The organism is Prevotella sp. oral taxon 317 str. F0108 (assembly GCF_000162415.1).
Lineage (GTDB): Bacteria > Bacteroidota > Bacteroidia > Bacteroidales > Bacteroidaceae > Prevotella > Prevotella conceptionensis.
Window position 1 is genome coordinate 859837 of the sequence record NZ_GG740072.1, and the last position, 24013, is coordinate 883849.

20 protein-coding genes are annotated in these 24013 nt (G+C 45.9%); 6 read left to right on the plus strand and 14 right to left on the minus strand.

The genetic code is table 11. The features are described 5' to 3' along the window. Positions 1-1088 precede the first annotated feature (1088 nt). From HMPREF0670_RS03080 to HMPREF0670_RS03135, 12 genes are all read right to left on the minus strand, one after another. Entirely contained in the window at positions 1089-1952 is an 864-nt protein-coding gene (locus tag HMPREF0670_RS03080; protein ID WP_009229698.1) for a hypothetical protein, read from the minus strand. A gap of 10 nt (positions 1953-1962) precedes the next feature. Beyond that, positions 1963-2400, minus strand: a complete 438-nt coding sequence (locus HMPREF0670_RS03085; protein ID WP_044077650.1) for a DUF6108 family protein — start codon at positions 2398-2400, stop codon at positions 1963-1965. 25 nt (positions 2401-2425) lie between these two features. Next, positions 2426-2875: a hypothetical protein gene (locus HMPREF0670_RS03090; RefSeq protein ID WP_009229700.1), complete on the minus strand. Its 450-nt coding sequence runs from the start codon at positions 2873-2875 to the stop codon at positions 2426-2428. Further along, the gene (locus HMPREF0670_RS03095; protein ID WP_009229701.1) at positions 2868-3338 is read right to left on the minus strand and encodes an RNA polymerase sigma factor; all 471 of its coding nucleotides are present in this window, start codon (positions 3336-3338) and stop codon (positions 2868-2870) included. The genes HMPREF0670_RS03090 and HMPREF0670_RS03095 overlap by 8 nt, the downstream gene beginning before the upstream one ends. 494 nt (positions 3339-3832) lie before the next feature. Beyond that, on the minus strand, positions 3833-4216 hold the full coding sequence (locus HMPREF0670_RS03100) for a DUF4180 domain-containing protein (RefSeq protein WP_157579534.1): 384 nt from the start codon (positions 4214-4216) through the stop codon (positions 3833-3835). Further along, the gene (locus HMPREF0670_RS03105) at positions 4209-4964 is read right to left on the minus strand and encodes an HAD family hydrolase (protein WP_044077853.1); all 756 of its coding nucleotides are present in this window, start codon (positions 4962-4964) and stop codon (positions 4209-4211) included. Before HMPREF0670_RS03105 ends, HMPREF0670_RS03100 begins: the two co-directional genes overlap by 8 nt. Before the next feature lie 81 nt (positions 4965-5045). After that, complete coding sequence (locus tag HMPREF0670_RS03110) at positions 5046-6395, minus strand: glucose-6-phosphate isomerase (RefSeq protein WP_009229704.1); 1350 nt, start codon at positions 6393-6395, stop codon at positions 5046-5048. A 217-nt stretch (positions 6396-6612) separates the two neighbouring features. After that, a complete protein-coding gene (locus HMPREF0670_RS03115; protein WP_009229705.1) occupies positions 6613-6993 on the minus strand; it encodes a GxxExxY protein in 381 nt (126 codons plus the stop codon). Between the two features lie 84 nt (positions 6994-7077). Next, on the minus strand, positions 7078-8073 hold the full coding sequence (locus HMPREF0670_RS03120; protein ID WP_009229706.1) for an NAD(P)H-dependent glycerol-3-phosphate dehydrogenase: 996 nt from the start codon (positions 8071-8073) through the stop codon (positions 7078-7080). Positions 8074-8217: 144 nt separating this feature from the next. Next, positions 8218-9948, minus strand: a complete 1731-nt coding sequence (gene lysS, locus HMPREF0670_RS03125; protein ID WP_009229707.1) for a lysine--tRNA ligase — start codon at positions 9946-9948, stop codon at positions 8218-8220. A gap of 150 nt (positions 9949-10098) precedes the next feature. Further along, positions 10099-11442 (minus strand): NAD(P)/FAD-dependent oxidoreductase, encoded by a 1344-nt coding sequence (locus HMPREF0670_RS03130; RefSeq protein WP_009229708.1) that lies wholly within the window; start codon positions 11440-11442, stop codon positions 10099-10101. A 1291-nt stretch (positions 11443-12733) separates the two neighbouring features. Next, positions 12734-14464, minus strand: coding sequence for a glycoside hydrolase family 10 protein (locus HMPREF0670_RS03135; RefSeq protein WP_044077653.1), 1731 nt, complete (start codon positions 14462-14464; stop codon positions 12734-12736). Between the two features lie 261 nt (positions 14465-14725). Between HMPREF0670_RS03135 and HMPREF0670_RS03140 the strand changes: the two genes are divergently transcribed. From HMPREF0670_RS03140 to rpiB, 6 genes are all read left to right on the plus strand, one after another. After that, positions 14726-15214, plus strand: coding sequence for an outer membrane beta-barrel protein (locus tag HMPREF0670_RS03140; RefSeq protein WP_009229711.1), 489 nt, complete (start codon positions 14726-14728; stop codon positions 15212-15214). A 459-nt stretch (positions 15215-15673) separates the two neighbouring features. Continuing rightward, a complete protein-coding gene (locus HMPREF0670_RS03145; RefSeq protein WP_009229714.1) occupies positions 15674-16327 on the plus strand; it encodes a DUF4468 domain-containing protein in 654 nt (217 codons plus the stop codon). Positions 16328-16393: 66 nt separating this feature from the next. After that, positions 16394-16609, plus strand: coding sequence for a hypothetical protein (locus tag HMPREF0670_RS03150; RefSeq protein ID WP_019188379.1), 216 nt, complete (start codon positions 16394-16396; stop codon positions 16607-16609). Further along, positions 16610-18907 carry a putative porin gene (locus HMPREF0670_RS03155; protein ID WP_044077654.1) on the plus strand — a complete coding sequence of 766 codons (2298 nt, stop codon included), beginning with the start codon at positions 16610-16612 and terminating at the stop codon, positions 18905-18907. Between the two features lie 320 nt (positions 18908-19227). Beyond that, entirely contained in the window at positions 19228-21246 is a 2019-nt protein-coding gene (locus HMPREF0670_RS03160; protein ID WP_009229716.1) for a transketolase family protein, read from the plus strand. 1 nt (position 21247) lies between these two features. Continuing rightward, entirely contained in the window at positions 21248-21691 is a 444-nt protein-coding gene (rpiB, locus tag HMPREF0670_RS03165) for a ribose 5-phosphate isomerase B (RefSeq protein WP_009229717.1), read from the plus strand. Between the two features lie 152 nt (positions 21692-21843). On the opposite strand, the gene HMPREF0670_RS03170 is transcribed toward rpiB, so the two are convergent. Together HMPREF0670_RS03170 and HMPREF0670_RS03175 are read right to left on the minus strand one after the other, a co-directional pair. Next, complete coding sequence (locus HMPREF0670_RS03170) at positions 21844-22026, minus strand: hypothetical protein (RefSeq protein WP_009229719.1); 183 nt, start codon at positions 22024-22026, stop codon at positions 21844-21846. A 287-nt stretch (positions 22027-22313) separates the two neighbouring features. Then, entirely contained in the window at positions 22314-23978 is a 1665-nt protein-coding gene (locus tag HMPREF0670_RS03175; RefSeq protein WP_044077656.1) for an MFS transporter, read from the minus strand. Positions 23979-24013: the final 35 nt, after the last annotated feature.

The window sequence follows — 24013 nt, forward strand, 5'->3', positions numbered from 1 at the left end:
TTTTGGTGCATATTGCACTGCGTTTTGGTGCATATTGCACTGCGTTTTGGTGCATATTGCACTGCGTTTTGGTGCATATTGCACTGCGTTTTGGTGCATATTGCATTGCGTTTTGGCGCATATTGCATTGCGTTTTGGCGCATATTGCATTGCGTTTTGGTGCATATTGCATTGCGTTTTGGTGCAAAATGCTTTGCAATAACTAGCGATTAAGCACTATTTTCTTGTGGTTGCGGAGCAAATTTTGGGGAATTTTTCTTCAAAGAGAAATGCAAAAGCATAGTAAATGACCAAAATCGGAGGGGATAAGCACTCAAAAGTAGCTGAAATTTCATCGTTTGGGCGCATTTTATATGGCTTTTAGCGGTTATTTTCTTCTAGAAAGGTTCGGCCGAAGACTGTGTTTTGTAAAATATACTTACCGTATTAACATATCGCAAACAGACGATTTCGGAGATAGAGCCGACAGCTATCTCTCGGCATAAGCGATAAAACTAAACATGATGGGCGCAATGATGCGAACAAGTTTAAGTCATTACTGAGGTAATGATATAGGGCAACGAAACGCGTAAGGCCTTCACAATTCACCCAGTTGCGCCTTTAAACCCAACCTGCTGCCCACTATTTCGCGCTTGTGTAGAACAGAAAGGGGCATATTTGGGGTGAGAGGTGAAACCGACTTTTCTGTTTGCTGGCAACCTGAACACCCTATTTGCTGTTTTAAATCTTTTACCGGACAGCAGCATAATCTTTTGACACATTCAGAACATCAAAACGTCCATGCATGCGGCCTTGGATTTCGGAAAAACCCCATTTTCATTGCCGCTTAATGGGTTACAAGCGGTTCTTCACCATTAACTTATACTGTTTTGTTCTTCAACCTTGCACGTCCCATCTTTCTAGGCAACACGTTATTTACTGAGCAATTCTGTTGATAGTTTGTTAATCCGATTGATGGCAACATGCGCGCATACGCAACCATTATTTTGGTTTACCCAGTTGCACCAATTGGAAAAAGCAGAAATGGACGACAAATAGATAAGGTGAAAACTGAACTAGTTTTCACCTTATTACTACATATCCATGTGCTAGAACATTAGGCCGAACGACAAGGTTCTGAACTTAGGTCCATAGCCATCGCGCAACAAGTTGCAAGGACTATACTTAAAATAGAAATCAGGAACACCGCGAATAGAGAATGTACCCATGAAATCAACGGTTACCGGAGTGATGCGTACATCTTTGTCTACATCTTTCAACTCATGACCATCCTTTTCGTAGCGTGTTTTTAGGCTACCATAAGTGTTGAAATTGATCACTGGGCCGAGACTGAAACCAAACCATTTTCCTTCGTAACCATAGCGAATTGGAAGATTGATGCTGAATACCTTGATGCGAGAGAACTGAGGACTACTGCCTGTGGGGTAAGTGTCGAGGGCAACCGACCGATTGTCTTTCACGAAACGCAGGTCATCAGTCATGCGATAATTTCTCCAATCGAGCCCCAATCCCATTGAAAGAAAGTGATTGTTTCGCCATGGGCGGTAGGTCCAATCGGTCACAATCCACCACAATTCCCATGATTTGAAGGGCTGAATGTCGGCCCCTGTCGGCATTCCCACAGCGTTGTTGAAACCAACAACGAAGTGAGTGGTGCACTCTGTCCTGGATTTTTTCCTCCGTGGCTTACTGAAACCAGCAATAGAGAAACTCCATGTGTCGTCATTGATGGTCGAAGTACTCACGTAATTACTGTCAACAAGCTGGATATTGCTCACATAATGAAAAGTTTGTTTTCCCTCTTTGCCCCACACTTCTACGCTTTGTACAGAGTCGCCAGTGATGATTCTCACTTTCTGGGGCCGTTCAACAACCACCGTGTCGTTGTCTGACGGTGTAGCTTTGGCAGCCAAGTTAAAGGTCAATGCCATGCAAACTAAGATCTTTTCCATAACTATATCTTTAATGTATTAGTTTTCTGAGTTCGGCAATACTTTCCACTTTGCCTTCCATATAGACCACGGTAATCACGGTCGTTCGCCCCTTTCGGCAGGTGATATAGCACAGGTAGCGGTTCATATTGCCCTGCTTGGGTAGCGTCATGATAAGGGTTGTCGTTCCGTTTCGGGTGGTTTGTTCCGTTCCTATGGCCGTTTTGCAGTCGCTGTCAACCAAATCGTCTACAACATTTCGTTGCTGTTCGGTGGCATTGAAACGAATACTGCGATAGAAATCAAGCTTGTATTTACTGATGGCACGGCCTTTCACCCTGACGTCTACCATCTCTTCGTGCGGCACCACTTTACCTTGAAAGAGCGCATTAACGTTCAAACCTTGCTGAGCATGAGCCTCAAAGGCAAGAAACGCCACGATAGCTGTTAAGAAAAAACGAAGTTTCATAACGATGTATTTAATCTTATTCCATTTATTGCTTTCCGAAAATGTCATGCAACTGACCATCAACATTTAATTCGCCATCCTGACTAATGGCTTCCAGCGTCTCATCTACCTCTTCCATTACGGTGGCGGGGGCAGTCACATGCCTATTGTAGATGTAGGCCTCGCAATAGTCCTGTGGTTCTGGTTGCCACAACATACCGCCCACCCCAACCACAACAAGCAAAGCAACCGAGGCAGCTATGCCGATGAACAATGGGCGTGAAAGCAGGCCATGCAACACAGGTAGCCTTTTATGCCGATGATGGTTGGGTGTACGCATGGTTGCAATTGAGCGAAAATATTCGCGCATCGGTAGCAAGTCGTCCGACACCTCATCGCCAGAAAAATAGCAATAAAGCTTGCCTTCTTCATCAAGTGTGGTGTCACCCTCCATGAAACGAGCCACTAAAATTCTGATTTCTTCGTCCTTATTCATTGCTTTGTTGTTTTAATTGCTGTCTGATGGCCTGTCGTGCACGGCTCAACGCCTTTCTGACAGCCGTTTCGTTACTTCCCGTGAGTGCTGCAATCTCACACATTTCCATACCCTCCATGTGACGAAGCCGCATGATTGTCTGCTGCATCGTGGGCAATTTGTCAACAAGCCGCATTACCTTTTCATAGCGTTCGTCGCATGTTGGTTCGCTTTCCGCCACGTATTCAGGAATGTCAATGGTGGTTTGCAGTCGCCGTAAACAATCGATACAGCGGTTTCTCACCAGCACCAAAGCTAAAGGCCCCATGGGAATACGCAACTTGTCGAGCAATTGCCAGAGTTTCAGCAGCACGTCCTGCACAACATCCTCCGCCTCTTCGCCAGCTTTTAGATAGCTGCGAGCAACGGAAAGCATGCGCGGTCGGTTGCGTTCCACTTCTTCTTTATATTCGTCGACGGTCATCTGATGTTCTGTTATTTACTTATAGTACGCAGGGCTTTGACTTTTGTGACACACAAATGCGTTTTTCTTGCATTAAATCAAAAATAAAAGATTTGAGACTTTTCATCGCTCATACTTCGGTAAGCGTTACGGATTAGAATAGCCTATATGGGCTTGTTAGCTAACAATACTTAACGCCCTAACATATAATGGATTACAAACTAAACACACATTATAGGACTTTGAGGCCTGTAAACAAAGCAACAACGATAGGCATGTAATGTTACATAAACACGGCATTCTATCACAGAACTCACGATGTTTGTGCACATCAGTTACTTGGTGGTTTAAAATAGCAAACTTTGTGGTTTCAAAATAATATAGTGAGGCCTCTGTAACCTCCCCCACCGTAAGGGAGTTTTAGAACTGGCAACTAATAGATAATCAATGGCGGCTCTTTTGAACGTATAGGTTTGTGCAGAGGTATCAAGGTATGTTTCGCTACGAAGTAATTCTTAACGATGACAAAACTGATTTTCAAACCAAGCTACGGCATCGGCTGTGGTTGGCGAAAAGTGTATTAGGCTACCACGATTGCTTTCGTAAACGAAACTTTTAAGGCTTTCGCTGGTAAAGGTAGAGAAGTTGCCAACGATGGCCAAACGCATCCGAAAGGTGGAGAACTTTTGCAAAATCTCGCCGGCCAACCTCGTTTTGAGGTCGAAAAAGCGTGGCGAAATTTTGTCGGCAGAGATGATCATGCCATCGAAACCTTGATAATAGGCATTTCCCAAAAGGTCGTTTGCATCTTCGGGGGCGGTCAAAAGCATATCGTTGGCGGAAACTTCGGCCACCATCGCCTTGCCTACGATATGCGATATGAATCTAAAATCAGTCATGGTCACTCATCCAGGTATCACGTAATTGCGTCATTCTGTCGAACACGATGTTTGCTCCTTCACCTGCCAAAGTTGCATTTGGCAAGGGTCCACTATTAACGGCAATTGTAAATATCTGTGCAGCCACACCTGCGCGCACACCCATTGGCGCATTTTCTACCACAATTCCTTGCCAGGGCAGCAAGTCACCAGCCTTTTGCAAGCCCATCAGATAAGGATCGGGAGCAGGTTTTCCACGCGTCACATCATAAGCCGAGACAATCTTATCGGCCGTAACAAAACCCTTAAAATCATGCTGCAAACGCTCAATCAGCGGTAGCTGACCACTCCCGGTAACCACAACGATGCACATGCCAGCCGCCTTTATCTTCTCCATCAACTCTAAAACACCCTCCATGATGGGTGCTTTGGGTAGCAGTCCGAAGAGTCTGGCCTTCTCATCGTACATTATTTGCGCCTCGTCTTCCGATATATCACGTCCCTGTTGCGCCTTCACCATCAGCCTGATTGTTTCTACACCGCGCATACCTTCGGTTGCATACACGTCGGCAGCCGTCATTCTCAGTCCGAATTTAGCCATAGCCTCTTGCCAGCAACGGGCATGATTGGGCATGGAATCGTACAACACGCCATCCATATCGAATAGCACGGCTTGCGGTTGAAAGCTGTCGAAACCGCGATTTTCCAAATAAGACTTCACTTCTTGTTCGTGTCCAAAAGGCAAATTGGGCGAAGTGGGAGCATACATATTGTTCATTTGCGAATATAAAAGCAAGCAAAACGCCTCTTCGTTTTTGCAGGCGAAGAGGCGTTTCGCATATTAAAGAATTTATTTCAGACGTTCTTTTATAGCCTTGCTCTCGGCCTCGTAACCAGGTTTGTCTAGTAAGGCAAACATGTTTTTCTTGTAAGCCTCTACGCCTGGCTGGTTAAACGGATTTACGCCAAGCACGTTTCCGCTGATGCCACAACCTATTTCGAAGAAATAAATCAATTGTCCGATGTAGTACTCGTTCAGTTCGGGCACGCTGATGCGGATATTGGGCACGCCACCATCTACGTGAGCGAGCAGTGTTCCCAATTCGGCCATCTTGTTAACCTCGTCAACACGCTTGCCGGCAAGGAAGTTCAGGCCGTCTAGGTTCTCATCATCGCTGGGGAACAACAGTTTCTTTGCTGGTTGTTCAACGCTTATTACGGTTTCGAAAATGCTGCGTTCGCTTTCCTGAATCCATTGTCCCATAGAATGCAGGTCGGTGGTAAAGTCGCACGATGCGGGGAAAATGCCCTTGTGTTCCTTACCCTCGCTTTCGCCGTAAAGTTGTTTCCACCACTCGGCAATGAAGTGCAACTTAGGCTGATAGTTCACCATTATCTCGATTTTCTTTCCCTTTTCGGTGTACAGTGCGTTGCGCACGGCAGCGTATTGGGCAGCGATGTTCTCGGCAAAAGGAACGCTTGGAGCTGTGGCTTTCTCCATATCGGCGGCACCATTAACCAATGCCTTAATGTCGAAACCTGCGCAAGCGATAGGCAATAGGCCAACAGGTGTCAACACCGAGAAACGTCCACCCACATTGTCGGGTATCACAAAGGTCTTATAACCTTCTTTGTCGGCGGCAGCCCTTGCTGCTCCACGCTTGGCATCTGTAATGGCCACGATAACGTCTTTGGCCTCCGCCTTACCGCGTTGTTCTTCGCATTGCTTTTTAAGTAGACGGAATGCGAGAGCCGTCTCAGTGGTAGTACCCGACTTCGAGATGTTGATCACACCGAAGCGCTTATCTTTTAGATACTCGGAAAGTTCAAAAAGATAGTCTTCGCCGATGTTGTTTCCTGCGAAAACAATGGTGGGATTTGTCTTATCGCCCACAAGCCATGCGAACGAATTACCCAAAGCCTCGATGATGGCACGCGCACCGAGGTAGCTGCCACCGATGCCTGCCACGACGATTACTTCGCATTTCTCACGCAAGGTGTTGGCAACGGCCTGCACCTCGTCTAGGAATTGGGGTGTGATGGAGTTGGGCAAATGCAACCAACCCAAGAAGTCGTTACCAGGACAAGTGCCATTTTCAAGAGCCTCTTGCGCCGCTTTCACTTTCGGTTCGTAGGCTTTCACTGCGCCCTCACTAAGAAATTGGGCGGCTTTGGTGATGTCTAAGCTGATATTTTTCATCTTATATATTTGTTTTTGACATAAGCGCATGTTCTTTTGACTGAAAGACAGAAGGACATGTTTTTAGGTCGGGGGTTATTATATGTAAGTTAATCTTTATAACACGTTGATTTTCGACAGAAGTTTATGTTGCTTTGACAGAAGAACATAAGGACATAAGTTTATTGAAAAGGAAATTCCTTTGAGGAGATTGAATGTTATTGGCTTGCGAAAATGTTTAATGTGCTTTGCGATAAGTTCTGAATTTACGTTTAATTGTTATGAGTTCACTACCAAAATTGATCAGTAGACCATAATCGATATGCAGAGCCGTAAGGTAGTTTACTAGCTGTATTTCGTGCGCAACCGCAAGTGAATGAACTGCTTTAAGTTCCAGTATGACTTTATCTTCCACCACAATGTCAGCTCGATAACTTCCAACTACGCGACCTTTATACATTACTTCAAAAGGCATTTCTGTCTTTACACTAAGACCTTGTTCCCTCATCTCAATGACCATTGCATTCTTGTATACATTCTCTGCAAAACCAATAGACAGCTGTTTGTGCACTGTATAAGCACAATTTATAATCTTAGTTATCGCATTTTCTACCTCCATATTGTCGATCGTATTGTGAAAAGCTTAAATCAAGAGCATGTGCTTATGTCCTTCTGTCAAAAATATGAATATCTTTTTGACGGTTTATCTAAAGCTATCAGTAAGCAACTTTATCTCCACTTGTGGCGAAATTTTCTCGTACAATATATTATATACAGCATCGAGAATGGGCATGTTCACGTGCAGATGTCTGTTAGTCTCCTTCATGCACTTGGTACCGAAATAACCTTCGGCAATCATTTCCATTTCTATTTGTGCGCTTTTCACGCTATATCCTTTGCCAATCATTGTACCAAAGGTGCGGTTTCGCGAGAAGTTAGAGTAGCCCGTAACCAGTAAATCGCCGAGATAAACACTGTCGTAAACACTGCGTTCGAGCGGATGTACCGCCGAAAGGAAACGCGACATCTCTTGAACAGCGTTGGACATGAGCACAGCTTGGAAGTTGTCGCCATACTTCAAACCGCTACAAATGCCTGCGGCAATGGCGTAAACATTCTTCAACACCGACGAATATTCAATGCCCACGACATCCTGACTGGTCTTTGTCTTGATGAAATCGCTGCTTAAAATCTCGGTGAAGGCTTGCGCTTTGTCTCTGTCGGCACAGCCTACGGTGAGATAAGACAACCTTTCGAGGGCTACTTCTTCGGCATGCGACGGACCGCCGATGCAAGCAATATTGGCGTAAGGCACGTCGTACACCTGATGGAAGAACTCGGAGCAAAGCAAATTGTCGTCGGATACAAGTCCCTTGATGGCCGTAACCACGAACTTGTCGTGCAAACGCGTCTTTAACTTTTTGAGATGGCTCTTCAAATAAGGTGAGGGTGTAACAAACACAAGCGTGTCGTAGTTCTCCACAATCTTGTTGATGTCGCTCGAAAAGTAAATCTCGTCTACGTTAAAGTGAACGCTCATCAAGTAGGCTGGGTTGTGCCCCAAGCGCTTAAAGTCGTCTATACGGTCGTCGCGGCGCATATACCAGCCGATGTGATGCGTGTGTCGCACCACAATTTTGGCAATGGCAGTAGCCCAGCTACCACCTCCCACTATTGCTATTTTACCGCAGTTGAACATGGTTAAGTGAAAGGGTTAAAGGTGAGAAGGAGCGAGGAGTGGGCAAGTATCGCCCTTTGAACCTCGAAAAATAACAAGGCAAAAGGGCGGAAAGGAAAACAAAGGCCTGTGCCTTAGGCGTTCCCTTTCACCCCTAGTCGTTATTTAGCCTTCGTTAGCCTTGTCTATCCAAGCTTGGAAGGCGTCCACCTTCGGGTTCTCGTACCCTAGTTTATATTTCTTGTTTACGTTGCAAACGTCCATTTGCAGCTTTTGCGCCTTCACCTCTTTTATGTCTGAGATGAGGTTATAGCCAGCTTTATTGAACACGGGCACCCATTCGGCGGGCACTCCTAGTGCTTGCCACTCTGCCGTAGTGCTCTTAGGGATGCTCTTTTCGGGACGCATCTGCGGGAAGAGCAGCACTTCTTGAATGGCGGTTTGACCCGTCATAAGCATCACGAGGCGGTCTATGCCAATGCCGATACCCGACGTTGGGGGCATGCCGTACTGCAAAGAACGAAGGAAGTCCTTATCAATTATCATTGCCTCGTCGTCGCCTTTGTCGGCAAGTTTCATCTGTTCAACGAAACGTTCCTCTTGGTCGATGGGGTCGTTAAGTTCAGAATAAGCATTAGCCAGCTCTTTTCCGTTAACCATTAGCTCGAAACGCTCGGTCAATCCAGGCTTAGAGCGGTGCATCTTTGTTAGCGGACTCATCTCAACAGGATAGTCGGTGATGAAGGTTGGCTGAAGAAACTGCCCCTCACAGAACTCACCGAAAATCTCATCGATAAGCTTTCCTTTGCCCATCGTGTCGTCTATGTCCAATTTCAACTCCTTGCACACCTGTCTAATCTCTTCCTCCGTCTTGCCATCGAGGTCATAGCCCGTCTTTTCCTTTATGGCATCGAGGATGGGCAAGCGACGATAGGGAGCCTTAAAGCTGATAACCTGCCCATCAACCACGCTTTCGGGCTTACCATTAACGGCCACGCAGATAGTTTCGAGCAGACGTTCGGTGAACGACATCATCCAATTGTAGTCTTTATATTGCACATAAAGCTCCATCAATGTGAACTCTGGGTTGTGCGTTCTGTCCATTCCCTCGTTGCGGAAGTTCTTTCCTATTTCGTATACGCCCTCAAATCCGCCTACGATAAGTCGTTTTAGATAAAGCTCGGTGGCGATACGCAAGAACATTTCTTGGTTCAGCGCATTGAAATGTGTAACGAATGGGCGCGCCGTAGCGCCGCCTGCGATACTTTGCAGCGTAGGTGTTTCAACCTCGGTGTAGCCTGCCTCGTCGAAAAATTGACGCATCGTGCTAATCACCTTTGCGCGTTTCAAGAACGTTTCCTTAACGCCTTCGTTCACAACAAGGTCTACATAGCGTTGACGGAAACGCAATTCTGGGTCGTCGAACTTGTCGTAAGCCACTCCGTCCTTATATTTCACGATGGGAAGTGGCTTGATGCTCTTGCTCAACAGCGTGAGTTCTTTGGCATGAACCGATATTTCGCCCGTCTGTGTGCGGAATACGAAACCGCGTACGCCTACAAAGTCGCCGATGTCGAGCAAACGTTTAAACACCGTGTTGTACAGTTCCTTGTTCTCATTGGGACAGATGTCGTCGCGAGTAACATACACCTGAATACGGCCTTTGGAATCTTGCAGCTCCATAAAGCTGGCTTTTCCCATCACGCGGCGCGTCATCATCCGGCCGGCAATGCACACTTCGCGTTGCTCGTCGCCCTTAAAGTTATCTCTTATGTCGGTTGAAAAAGCATCAGTGGGATACTCTGCCGCGGGATAAGGGTCGATTCCCAAGTCGCGCAACTCTTGCAGGCTCTGTCTTCTTACTATCTCCTGCTCACTTAGTTCTAATACGTTCATACTTTCTTACTATGTGCTTTATGCTTGCAAAAGTACGAAAAAAAAGTGAAAGGGTGAACGTCTGTCCGCCTAAGTTTTAGGCTTTGGGGGCATTCGCCCTTCTATAACGAGCCATTTGGCGCGCTCTTTTCTCTCACTTCCTTTGCGTTTTTATTGTTCCATCAGGTCCTCTCCCCAATGTGTTTTGGCCTCGCGCTCTTCCCTTTCGCGAATCTCTTTGGCCTTCTTGGGATAGAAAATCATGCGCAACGACTGATTATAGTTAAAGTAATTCCACATCCAATTGAGCAAAACCACCATCTTATTGCGTACGCCTAAGATGGAACGGAGGTGCACAACAAGCCACATGAACCATGCCCCAAAGCCTTTCATCTTTATTTTAGCAAACTCGGCCACGGCTTTGTTGCGACCAACGGTGGCCATTGCGCCAAGGTTTTTATAGCGAAAAGGGCTTAACGGCTTTGCCTTTGCCATGCGTTTCAGGTTTTTAGCCAAGTTTTTACCCTGCTGAATGGCCACTTGTGCCAATTGCGGATGCCCATTGGGATAGTCTTTATCGCCTTCAACAATACATTGGTCGCCAATGCAGAACACGTCTTCAAGTCCCTCAACCCGGTTGAAAGTGTCCACCTTAATGCGCCGTCCACGACCTAAATGGCCGGCATCCAGGTTTCCAACGCGCTGTCCAGCCACGCCGCTCACCCAAATAAACGTGCGCGTAGATATGGAGGAGCCATCGGCCAGCATCACCTTATGGTCCTTATAGTCGGTCACCATCTTGTTAAGCAAGATGTTTACGCCCATTTCGCGCAGATACTTCTCCACAGCCGACGACGATTCGGGCGACATGGCCGACAACAATCTATTGCCAGCCTCGATGAGATAGATGTTCATTAAGCTGGGGTCTAGGTCGTGATAGTCGTGTGGAAGGATGGTACGTTTCATTTCAGAGAGCACGCCTGCTATCTCAACGCCCGTTGCTCCGCCGCCAACCACCACCACATTAAGCAGCTCTTGCTGTTCTTGTTTCGTGGCACAGGTTATGGCACGTTCGATGTTCGATAGTATGGCGTTTTGCAAGCCCATTGCCTCGTCCACTGTTTTCATGGGCATGGCCTGCTCTTCAACATTCTTATTGCCAAAGAAATTAGTGGTTGTGCCAGCCGCCAACACCAAATAATCGTACTCCACCTTCCCTATTGAGGTCTGAATAAGTTTTTTTTCGGGGAAGATGGCACGCAACTCGGCCATTCGGTAATAGAAGTTCTTGTGCTTTTGAAAGTTTCTGCGGAAAGGAAACGATATGGAACTGGCCTCCATTCCTGCCGACGCCACCTGATAAATGAGCGGTGGAAATTGGTGATAATTGTTCTTGTCGATAAGTATCACTTGATAATCAGTTCCTTTCAGTTTGTTTGCAACCTGCAAACCACCAAAGCCACCACCAACTATCACAATCCGCTTGCGGCCGTCTTTTGCTATATTTAAACTCATTTTCTTTGTATTTTACCTAAAACAATCTTTCTTGTGGGGCTTGCCCACCATGCAAATTTACAAAATTTATTGCGGAAAAGAAGTTGGTAAACCTTAAAAAAGTTATTGATGACCGATAAAAGTTTTGAAACAGGAAAGGAAGACATATTGACTTTTGATGTTGCTAAAAATTGATGCGGGGGTTATTGTTTCCGTGATGTCAACACAAGATAAACACTCCTCTTCATATACGGAGTACTCACTGGCTTATAAACTCACGTAAATCCAACAACTCCCGAATAAATCGACTCGTCTACTTACAAATTCATTAACTCACCAACTCAAAATCTTAAATTGTTGTTTTTATTTTACAATACCACCCAAATTTTCACTCCATTCTAGCGAAAAAGTAGGTCATGAAGTGGGTAAAAAGCCACTAATTCTAGCCTTTCACGCCTCTTGTTTTGTCTATTTTTAAGCGCAAACCCTGCATTTAGCACCATTTTGCCTTTCTAGTTTGGTTGCCGGCTCGTAATTTTTCAAGGCCAATAACTCGCTTTTAGCCCCTAAATAACCACTTTTTAATGGGTATCTTGCCTTTTTAGCCCTACTTTTAAGGGTTCAAAAGGGTTTTATTTATACCAATCGCTGTGTATTTTTATGCTTTTTGACTTGTGTTTAGCCGTATTTTGCCTTGCATTTAGCACCAAAACGCCTTGCATTTAGCACCAAAATGCACTGCATTTAGCATCAAAACGCACTGCATTTTGCTACAAATAGCCTAAAAAGGGGTGTTAGTGGCGGTCTGTCTAAATAAAAATTCATTTTGACTGCATGTACAACTACCCCCTTTTTTCATCAAAACCAACTTTCACGAGAATCGATTTTTTGAGGCAAGGTGAGTGATTGGTGGACAAAATGGGCACTCAGAATGTTAAATTTCTTGCTGAAAACTAGACAAAAAGCAATTGTGTCTCACGGATGGGCCACTCACACCAATTGCTGTTTGTTAGCAAACAAGATAAAAGCAAGTAACTATTCTGCAATAATGAACGTTGATTATCAAGAACTTATAAACGTAATATTGTGGAAAAAGTCTCGAAATGACATTACTTTACCAGAATTTGTACGTGTCTGTTTATGTAACTTGTTGGTAATCAATAATAGTTTGTACGCCTTATTGCTGAATAGTTACTAAAAGCAAGCCATTGCATCTCGCAGTTTTACCTACATCACGGCCTATTCATTTCCGAAGAAATTGAAGAGTGGGCCTTTACCGTTCTTCGGTGTTGATTGAAGTACCAGGAAATATTTAATCGAATGGACTGCGTATCCATCTTTTAGTGAACATTCCCAAACGATGCCCCACCCCCTTATTGTTAAGGGCACGCAACACGTATACCCCATTGGCTATGCCGCGCACATCAAGCTTATCGTTTACCGAAGAAAGCGTTGCAACGTGTTGACCTTGCAAGGTTTCAACAACCCAAACACGTCCCCACAAAGCATCGGCCGACTTGGGCAGCAACACCTTTCCGTCACTGTAAGGCAGCATTTTAAGTTCGCTTCTGCTGCCGCCTGCCGCCTTTCGTGTTTGCAAAGGTTGGCTTTCGTTGCCATATCTGTCCATCGTTGTTATAGCAAAATACATTTGTGCGTTTCGCGGACTAACCTCAATGCTGTTCTTTGCATAGCGCATGGCTATGAGATTGCGACCATCGGTAACGTCAACAGGATAAGACGAGCTGGCATACACATTATATATAATATATGGCGAGTTGTTGGTGCTACGGCCACCACGCCAACTAACGAAAACGTTTCCGTTTTCTTCGCTCGTGTTTAAGTCCGTTGGAGGCGATGGTAGCTTGCTGTTTTCCCATGTCATAGCGGGTGGTAGGGCCAAAGTTGGCGTAAAAACTTGTTGAGCATAGGTGTATATGCCCTTCAAGTTATCGGTAAAGAACTTACTTCTGAAATAGGCATGCCCCATGCCATACTGCCTAGACACTTGCATTTCGCGCGTTATGATGTCGAGCGACCAGTTCTTTTCGCTGGGCGACATAAAGTAAATACCCAATCCAGGCACCACCATTCGCCCATAACTCTGTTCTGCCCAGTCGATAGCAAAAGGGAAAAAATTGTTGCCTTGGAAGTACATCATGGGGAAAAGGGCATCCATTAGCCCATCGTGCAACCAGCCTTGCGCATCTTGGCAAACCTTGGTGTATGCGTTCCAGCCATTACTTGCAAAACGGCTAAGGTCGTTAAACTTGCCAATAGGCGAACAGCTATACTTCACCCAAGGCTTATTGGCCTTAACTTTCTCGCCAATGGCACGCACAATGGCCGTAATGTTTCGCCTTGCAGCATCGTGCGCAATGTTTATTTTCCATGTTTCGGGATAGCGGATATAGTCTAGATGCAAGCCATCAATGTCGTAGCGGTCGGATATTTCTTTGCAGATGTTGGCTAAATAAGTGGCTGTTGTTGGGTTTTCGGGGTCCATATAACCCTCTTCGCCAATCCGTTTTATCAGGTGCGGATATTTGTTTCTCAGCGTTTTGCAACCCAGTGCGTTCCACTTTCCCACGGGAATAGTCACCACCCAAGCATGCAACTCCATCCCTCGCTTATGGCATTCGTCTATGGCAAAGGCCAAAGGGTCGTAGCCTGGCGACCTTCCTGGTACACCAGAGAGGCATCCATCCCACGGTTCGAGCAGCGAAGGATAGACTACCGTGCCGCGAATGCGTGTCTGAAATAAAACGGTATTGATGCCTGCGCGTTGAAGTTTGTCCAAAATGCCACGTAATTCTTGCTTTTGTTTGCTTGCCGCCAAATCGTTTTGAGCATACGAACGTGGCCAATCCAATCCGCCAATGGTGGTGAGCCACACCGCTCTAACCTCGCGTTTAGGCAGTTTCCACCCGTTAAGTGCATTGGGTTTTGAAAACGAAAACTTCTGTGCGAGGAGCGTTGTCGCGACAAAAAACGTGAGAAACAACAGCAAAAATCGACGTAAAAATGAGGATTGCTTTATCATCAGAATATCTCTCTTCTATTTGTTTGTGCCTTGTATTGTTGTTTAGGCCTTCCACATGCAAGCGCAAGGAGACCTAAATATATAATGAATGCAAAGATAAGTATATTTCTCGCATTTGTCGAATAATTTATTTACTTTTGCAGTTAATGTGACTTAAAGCCTGTTTAAGGCGGTTTTTTGTGGCATAGTGCCAACCGCTAGCAGGACAACAGTTGCAGAAAGAGAATTATCAAAATTGAATTAAAGATTAATCCCGTAGAAATGAAAAAGAAATTAGGTTTGCTTTTCGTGTCGTTGATGCTTACGCTCACGGCAAGCGCACAATTTGAAGAGGAAAAAGTGTATGTGGCAGGTTCGCTTTCGGGGCTGGACATCAACTACAACGGCAACAATAAGTTTAGTTTCGGCGTGCAAGCTAAGGCTGGTTATTTCTTTGAAGACGACTGGATGGTGTTAGGACAGTTCGCCTACAACCACTATGGTAATGAAACCGTGCCCGATTATATTTCTGTTGGGGCTGGACTAAGATATTATATTGAACAAAACGGCCTATTTGTTGGAGCCAATGCAAGCCTTGTACACACCTACCACAACTATAACGACATCATGCCAGGGTTTGAGTTGGGCTACGCATTCTTCGTTAGTCGCACTGTTACTATCGAACCTTCGCTGTACTACAACCAATCGTTTAAAAGCCATTCCAAGTACTCAACAGTTGGCCTCAGAATTGGTGTAGGTATTTACATTTAACCTTCTGTTAGTCAGAAAGGAATAAGAACCTTTACAGACATAAACAAGTGTAGGCAGGCTTAGGGACAAATACTCCACAGTGTTATAAACATTCCTTGTGGCTTTTAAGGTGTTGTCCTCTGCTATGTCCAAGCTTGTTTCATTCATCAAAGTGGCTCGCATGCGGATGTTTGTTGTCCATAGCATGCGAGCCACATCAATAACTCTTCGTTGTGCCATTTAGTTAAATATTGAATATTGGCGACGCATCCATCTATTTTTTTGTAAATTTGTATGTTGAAAATGTGGGCAAACAAGCGGCAAACATAGAGGTTGCACAACCTTGTTAAGCCTGCCAACACCACATTCACTCAATAAAGATAACGGCAAATGATGCAAACCATCAGCAATATAGGCCGCCAACAACGCAAACAGCAATTATATTCATCCACAACGAGGTAAGTAATAAAGTTTATTATAATGAAAAGGAAACTATTTTTAGCACTACTCTTCGTTCCCGTTTTCACGTTCGCACAAAACGATTGGGAACGTCCACAAAGTAAGGAACAAAACAAATCTACACAAACAAAAAGCAAAAAAGAAAGCGCAACCACCACCGAACAAGCCAAATACCTAGAAGGCGCAGTGCCAACTGTAGACGGCAAGGTGGTGTTTGATTACGAACTAGACCTCCCTGGTAAAAGTGCACAAGAGATTTACGACGCTACCTACGCGGCGATTGAAGACTTAACCAAAGGCGAAAACCAATTCCCCGAAAGTTCGATTGCACTGGTTAACAAGAAAGAACATATCATCGCGGCACGACTTAAAGAGTGGTTGGTGTTTCAAAGCACTTTTCTTTCGCTAGACAGAACAGTGTTTAACTACACGCTCATTGCCAAATGTTCAGACGGAAAGCTTAACCTAACCCTCTCGCGCATTAGCTATGCCTATGAGATGAACCGCGGTGAAGGCAGCGGAGTGGAGGCTACTGCCGAGAAATGGATTACAGACCAATATGGATTAAACAAGGCTAAGACCAAGCTTAGCAAGATGTCGGGCAAGTTTAGGCGCAAGACTATCGACCGTAAAGACGAGGTGTTTGAGACCATTAAGCAGCGATTGAGGCAATAAGACACCATGCCGACCACGCCAATTCCGCACAGCAAGAAAATAAATAGCAACACAAATCGCATTTGTATGGAAACGCAATATCCACAAAGAAGACATAGAAGACCAGATAAGGAGCAAGACCAATTCTTGCCCATAAGGAACATACTGAATATTATTTTCATCATCGGAGCCATTATTGGCGTATCCGTATATTTCTTATCAGACACCACCGTAGGCACGTTTATCGTGCTGGGGTCGATGGTTTTCAAAATTGCCGAAACAATACTCCGCTTTATTCGTTAGATGAACAGGTTATTCATGCTGGCCGCAATGCTGTCGTTGGCACTGTCGTCGGCACTTGCACAAGACGACTTCACTCGCTTTGACGAGAACGGAAACTTCTCAACAGGCAAGAAAGAGAACAGGAAAGACTCGCTGGGTTCTAACAAGGAGATACCCGTGGGGCTGAAAGTGTGGACCGTTGACCCACGCTTTGGCGACCGCATTGCGGCGCAACCCGACACCCTCTCGCACATGTTTATGAACAAAGCCTTTACTTATGGCATGCGAGGTGAGTACAATATGCTGGGCAACTTGTCGTCGCCCAGACTTAATCGCGTGTTCGTAGACAGGTCGGCTGATGGTCAGTTTATCTTTACTGAGCCTTATAGCTACTTCATTGTGCCTGCCGACAAGTTCCTTTTCACCAATACGCTGTCGCCCATAACCAATCTCAGCTATTTCAGTTGTGGCGACAAGACCGACGGCGAAGACCATTTCACGGCTTTGTTTGGCGTAAATGCAGGCAAACGCGTGGGCGTTGGTTTCAAGTTCGACTACAACTATGGGCGCGGTTTCTACCAAAACCAAAGTACGGCCATGTTTAATTACACCATGTATGGGTCGTACATCGGCGACAGATACCAAGCGCATCTGTTGTTTTCTACCAACCATCAAAAGGCTAGCGAGAACGGGGGAATAACCAACGACAACTACATCACCCATCCCGAAACGTTCAGCGAGAACTTCACCACGAACGAAATTCCTACCGTCTTAACCAAAAACTGGAACAGGAACGATAATCTTAGCATTTTTTTCAGTCATCGTTACAACATCGGCTTTAACCGAAAAGTACCCATGACCAAAGAAGAAATTGCTGCCAAGAAGTTCGCAATGGAGGCTAAAAAAGACAAGAAACAACGCGAAAAGAAACAAAATGGCCGTACAAGTAAGGCTGGCGATAATGCAACCGACGACAAAGCGTATGGCGGTCGCCCCGACAATGCAAAGATTGCAGGCGTAGAGCCAGAAGATTCGGCACGCTCTACGCGCCGCATTACCGTTAGTAGCAAGGCACAAGCAGACAGCTTGATGGCACAAAGCGACCAGCCAAAGAAAGATACTTCGTGGCTGAAAAACGAGTATGTGCCCGTTACAAGTTTCATACACACGCTTAAATTCGAAAACTACAAGCGCATTTACGAGGCTCACCAAACGCCAACCAACTACTATGCCAACACATATTTTAACGCTGGCAAGCTAACAGGCGACTCCATTTTCGACGAAACACGCCACCATAGGCTACAAAACACGTTGGCCCTGGCCTTGCTCGAAGGGTTCAACAAGTGGGCTAAGGCAGGCATAAAGGCATTTATAAGCAGCGACATACGCCACTACGAATTGCCCAACACGCAAGGAAGGCTAGAAAGTTTTAACGAACAAACCATGAGTTTCGGCGGACAATTGGCCAAAACGCAAGGCAAAACCTTACACTATGGCGTTACGGCAGAGACGTGGTTCTTGGGCAAAGATGCTGGTCAACTGAAAGTAGACGCCTCGGCAGACCTTAATTTCCCGTTGCTCGGAGACACTGTCAGTCTCGCTGCAAACGCTTTTTTCCATCGAATTAACCCAGGTTTCTACTTCCGTCACTTCCAATCGCGCCACTTCTGGTGGGAGAACAACAGCTTATCTATGACCATACACTCGCGCCTGCAAGCCACGTTGAGTTCTCAAAAGACGCGAACCAAACTGCGTTTTGCCGTAGACGAGTTGAAGAACCACACGTATTTTGCACAGAACTACACCATAAACAGCGACTTTACACGCACGGGCAACACTGTAAACGTTGAGCAAAGCAGTGCAGCGATAAACCTGCTAACGGCCGAATTGACACAAGATTTCACTTTCGGACCACTCAATTGGGAGAGCGTAGTAACGTGGCAACGCACCAGTCATCCCGACGTTCTGCCCCTACCCTCCCTCAATATTTACACCAATCTGTACCTGCGGTTTAAGATAGCACACGTGTTAAAGTGCGACTTCGGAGCCGACATGCGATACTTTACCGCCTATAACGCACCCGATTATAGTCCTGCGCTGGGGCAATTTACCGTTCAAGCCCAAACCGACAAGGTGAAAATTGGCAACTATCCGCTTGTTAACGTGTACGCCAACTTCCATCTTAAACAAGCTCGTTTCTTCATTTTGATGAGCCACATCAATGCAGGCAGCGGTAACAAAAAATACTTCTTCGCTCCTCACTACCCACTTAACGACCGCATGTTGTACTTCGGGCTAAGCTGGAACTTCTTTAATTAAAGCTTGATAAACGAGATGTCAGCCAACAAGGCATGCTCGCCCAGAGAGTGAATAGACAAAAAGAAACAGGCCGCAACCGCTCTTATCTTCGTAATAGATAGCGTGTTGCGGCCTTTTCCTTTATTCCGCCCAACAAACAAACGCCTTACACCCTTCAACAGCACTTGCATTTAAAATTGCTATAAAGTGAAAGATACACCTAAAATCAATTGTTTTATTGAACATAAAGTTGTAACTTTGTTTCCATATTCAGGAAGGAATGACTCATCCCGAAAGCAAAACACATATTAACGAACATGTTTAACTAAAAACCACAATACATGAACGATAAGAAATTGATGAATTTGGCTGCGGACAACATACGCATTCTGGCAGCGTCAATGGTAGAAAAAGCTAAGTCTGGACACCCTGGCGGAGCGATGGGTGGTGCCGACTTCATTAATGTTCTCTTCTCAGAGTTCCTTGTTTACGACCCAGAAAACCCCTCATGGGAAGGTCGCGACCGCTTTTTCCTCGACCCTGGGCACATGTCGCCCATGCTATATTCGGCCTTGGCGCTGCAAGGAAAGTTTACGATTGACGAGCTTCAGCAATTTCGCCAATGGGGTTCGCCCACTCCTGGACACCCCGAAAGAGATGTGCAACGCGGCATAGAGAACACTTCGGGACCGCTAGGACAAGGGCATGCCTACGGTGCAGGTGCTGCTGTTGCCCAAAAATTCCTCGAAACGAAACTCTCGCACACCATGATGCAGCACACCATATATATATACATATCCGATGGTGGCATACAAGAAGAGATTTCGCAAGGCGTTGGCCGATTGGCTGGTGCACTGGGACTAGACAATATCGTGATGTTTTACGATTCGAACGACATTCAATTGTCTACCGAATGCGGCGTAGTTACTTGCGAAAACACTGCCGCCAAATACGAGTCGTGGGGTTGGAAGGTGATAACCATCGACGGAAACGATGCCGACGAGATACGTCGAGCACTGAACGAGGCCAAAGCCGAGAAAGAAAAACCCACACTTATCATTGGAAACACCGTGATGGGCAAAGGCGCATTGCGAGCAGATGGGTCTAGTTTCGAACACCATATCGGCACACATGGCGCACCACTCGGCGCAGAGGCCTACCAAAAAACCATCGTTAACCTAGGCGGAAACCCCAACGAACCTTTCGTAGTGTACCCCGAAGTGAAAGAACTCTATGCAAAACGCAATGAAGAACTAAGAGAGATTGTAGCCAAAAGACACCAAGAAGAAAACGAATGGGCAAAAAACAACCCACAACTAGCCGCACAAATGAAGGACTGGTTCAGCGGGAACGCACCCCAAGTGGATTGGAGCACACTGACTCAAAAGCCCGATGCCGCAACACGTGTGGCCTCGGCAGCTTGTTTGGGGCTGTTGGCAGAGCAAGTTCCGAACATGGTTTGCTCGTCGGCCGACCTCTCTAACAGCGACCGCACAGACGGTTTCCTCAATAAAACGCGCGAAATGAAACGTGGCGACCTTTCGGGAGCCTTCCTCCAAGTCGGCGTAAGCGAGCTTACCATGGCCTGCATGTGCATTGGCATGTATCTGCATGGGGGGGTAATACCTGCTTGCGGAACTTTCTTCGTGTTCTCCGACTATATGAAACCTGCCATACGTATGGCTGCCCTCATGCGTGTTCCCATCAAGTTTATTTGGACGCACGATGCTTTCCGCGTTGGCGAAGACGGTCCTACGCACGAACCTGTGGAGCAAGAGGCGCAAATTAGGTTGATGGAAAAGCTGAAAAATCATTGCGGTGAAGACTCTGTTCGCGTATTCCGCCCTGCCGACGTCAACGAAACAACCGTATGTTGGCAAATGGCGATGGAGAATATGAACACGCCAACGGCACTCATTCTTTCGCGTCAGAACGTGAAGAACATACATCCCGACACCAATTACGAACTTGCTCGCCGTGGCGCTTACGTGGTTGCAGGCAGCGACAGTCAATTCGACGTTATACTCTTGGCCTCTGGTTCGGAGGTAGCCACATTGGAGGCAGGTGCCGAGCTGCTAAGAAAAGACGGAGTGAAAGTACGTATCGTGAGTGTTCCTTCCGAAGGATTGTTCCGTACGCAAAGCGCAGAATACCAAGAAGAAGTACTACCCACTGGTTCTAAGATATTCGGCTTAACAGCGGGGCTACCCGTAACGTTGCAAGGTCTTGTTGGCTGTAACGGAAAAGTTTATGGGCTAAACAGTTTCGGCTATTCGGCTCCCTTTAAGGTGCTAGACGAAAAGCTAGGTTTCACCGCAGAGAATGTATATCATCAAGTTAAATCATTAATAAGAGAGTAGTATGGAAATAAAAACTATTGGTATCGCTTGCGACCACGCAGGCTTCCCGCTCAAGCAATACGTTCTCCAATACTTGGAAGAGCATGGTTATCCGTACAAAGACTATGGCACATACAGTGACCAAAGCAGTGACTATCCCGACTTTGCCCATGCCTTGGCCGAAGGTATCGAAAGCGGCGAGGTTTATCCCGGCATTGGCATCTGCGGAAGCGGCGAGGGCATGGCCATGACCCTCAACAAACACCAAGGCGTAAGAGCCGGATTGGCTTGGATGCCTGAGATTGCGCAACTTATCCGCCAACACAACGACGCCAATGTGCTAGTTATGCCAGGTAGGTTTGTGGACAACAAAACAGCAAAGAAGATTCTCGACGGGTTCTTCTCTGCCACATTCGAAGGCGGACGACACCTCAACCGGGTGAAGAAAATCGCCATTAAAGAATAAATAGCGCGGCTCAACCAGTTTCCCCTCGGCAATAGTTGGCCTGAAACAACGCTAAGAAATACAAAATGGAAGTCATAAACACTTCCTCCTCCTTCTTTTTAAAAGGCTCACGGTTTATCCGCGAGCCTTTTAATTTCTCTTCGTCAGACAAGTTAAGCTTGTGCTTGATAATCATTTACAACAATAACCATACGTGCAGGTTTATTACCAGCCTCTCGCTTATCGCGATGAAACTTGGTGTAGTAAACCTTTTCCAACTCTGCCCAGGGAAACATTTCATCGAGAACGCCCCAACGGTCATGCTTTTCCAAATCTTCAAACGGAGATCTGAACAAATCCAGGGTCAGTTGTTTATTCTGCGATGTATACTGTGTATTCCTTTAACACTGTAAAGGTACTAACTTTATGTGAAAAAGATGAATAAAATAGTAAATACATATCTAATAATCAGCGAGTTGCAATTATTCTGTAAGCACTAGTTAGTAAATGTTTTAATAAGTCGATTGGGGCTAAATAAAAGAGGCTGAACTTCACAAAAGAAATTCAGCCACCATATTATATTGTGACAACTATGCCAAACAAGGCACATACACACATAAGCATGCTAAGCAAAACAAGTTGCTTATTGCTTAATGTTAGGTTCTTCCAGGCCGTAACCCTTCTTGCGGTCTACAACGCGAAGGTACAAGCCTAGCAACAGAGCCACCAAGCCCAACATAGCCAGCATGAGCAAGGGGTTGGTGTAGTTGTAAGATGTCGCAGCCTCGGCTGGTGAAAGCGTGCCTGCTTCAAGGCTTTGAACAATGTCGGGGTTGGAGGCTTTCAGAATCTTACCAATCAATAAGGGGAAGAGCCACAAACCAATGTTCTGTATCCAAAAGATGAGCGCGTATGCCGAACCAATGATTTTGCTGTCTACCAACTTGGGAACCGATGGCCACAACGATGCAGGAACCAATGAGAAACTAGCACCAAGAATAAGGATGGTGACAAAAGCGAGTGTTACACCGCCTATTTCGTTGCCCTTAAACATGGGAAGAACAAAGGCAAACGTAAGGTGGCATACGATAAGGAGCACACTACCCAACACCAACATGGAGGCTGCCTTACCCTTGTGGTCGACATACTTGCCCAAGATGGGAGTAATACCTACGGCCAACAGTGGGAACACAGCAAAGATGGCCTCAGCCGATTGACGTTTGTAAGCGATAAAGCAATAGCCAACGAGGAATAGCAATGAAATGAAGAGCAAACCATATTTTAAGGATGCTTTCTTGCTGAAGTTGCTAGTGAAGGCTGTTGCAGCAATGGTTATCATCACAAAATACTGGATAATCGTAACCGTGTTAGAAGCCCAGAAATCGCCTTCGGCCAGGTGTGTGAAGGTTAGGTTGCATTGCAGCATGTTAACTGCATACTTTTGGAAGGGGAAGATGGCCGAATAGTAAAGCACACAGAGGAGTGCAACAATCCAAAAGCCCTGACTGCGGAGTATCTGGCCAATGTCCGAGATGCGGAAGGGGTCGTCTTTCTCTTCGGCCTCGCCTGTTTGTGCATCTAGTTTCTTATCCATAAAGAAGTAAACTACAAACATGATTAAGGCAATCATCAACAAGATAAGGCCGAATGCGGCTGAACGAGAAACGTCTACACGTCCAAACAAGCGGGCGAAAACGGGCGAGAAAATCATACAGGTGGCAACACCAAGTCTTGCCAAGGCCATTTCTGACCCCATAGCCAAGGCCACTTCTTTGCCCTTAAACCATTTTACGATACCACGCGAAACGGTTATACCGGCCATCTCGGCACCACAACCGAATATCATGAAACCGATGGAGGCCAATTTTGCAGAGGCTGGCATACCTGCATAGAAAGGAGATACGCCAAGTTCGTCGAACAAGGGGATGTAGTTGAGATTATCCGAAAACCAATGTTCGAGCGAAGACCCCATGAACGATTCGGTTACGGCGTACCAATTGATGCAGGCTCCTGTGAGCATAACAAGACCTGAAAGGATGGCTGTAAAGCGCACACCCATCTTGTCGAGGATAATTCCTGCGATGATGAGGAAGAAAATAAAGACGTTGAGGAAGGTTTCCGAGCCAGCGTATGTGCCGAAAGCGGTAGAGTCCCATCCACGTGTGGATTCCATCAAGTCCTTAATTGGCGACAAGATATCCATAAAGATGTACGCGAAGAACATGGCCATGGCCAATAGCAACAAGGCCGTCCAACGTGCTGCTGCTGAATCGCGTAAGGTGCTTGTTGCGTTGTTGATTGTTGTCATAGATATTAACAATTATTCGATATTAATGTTTTCTG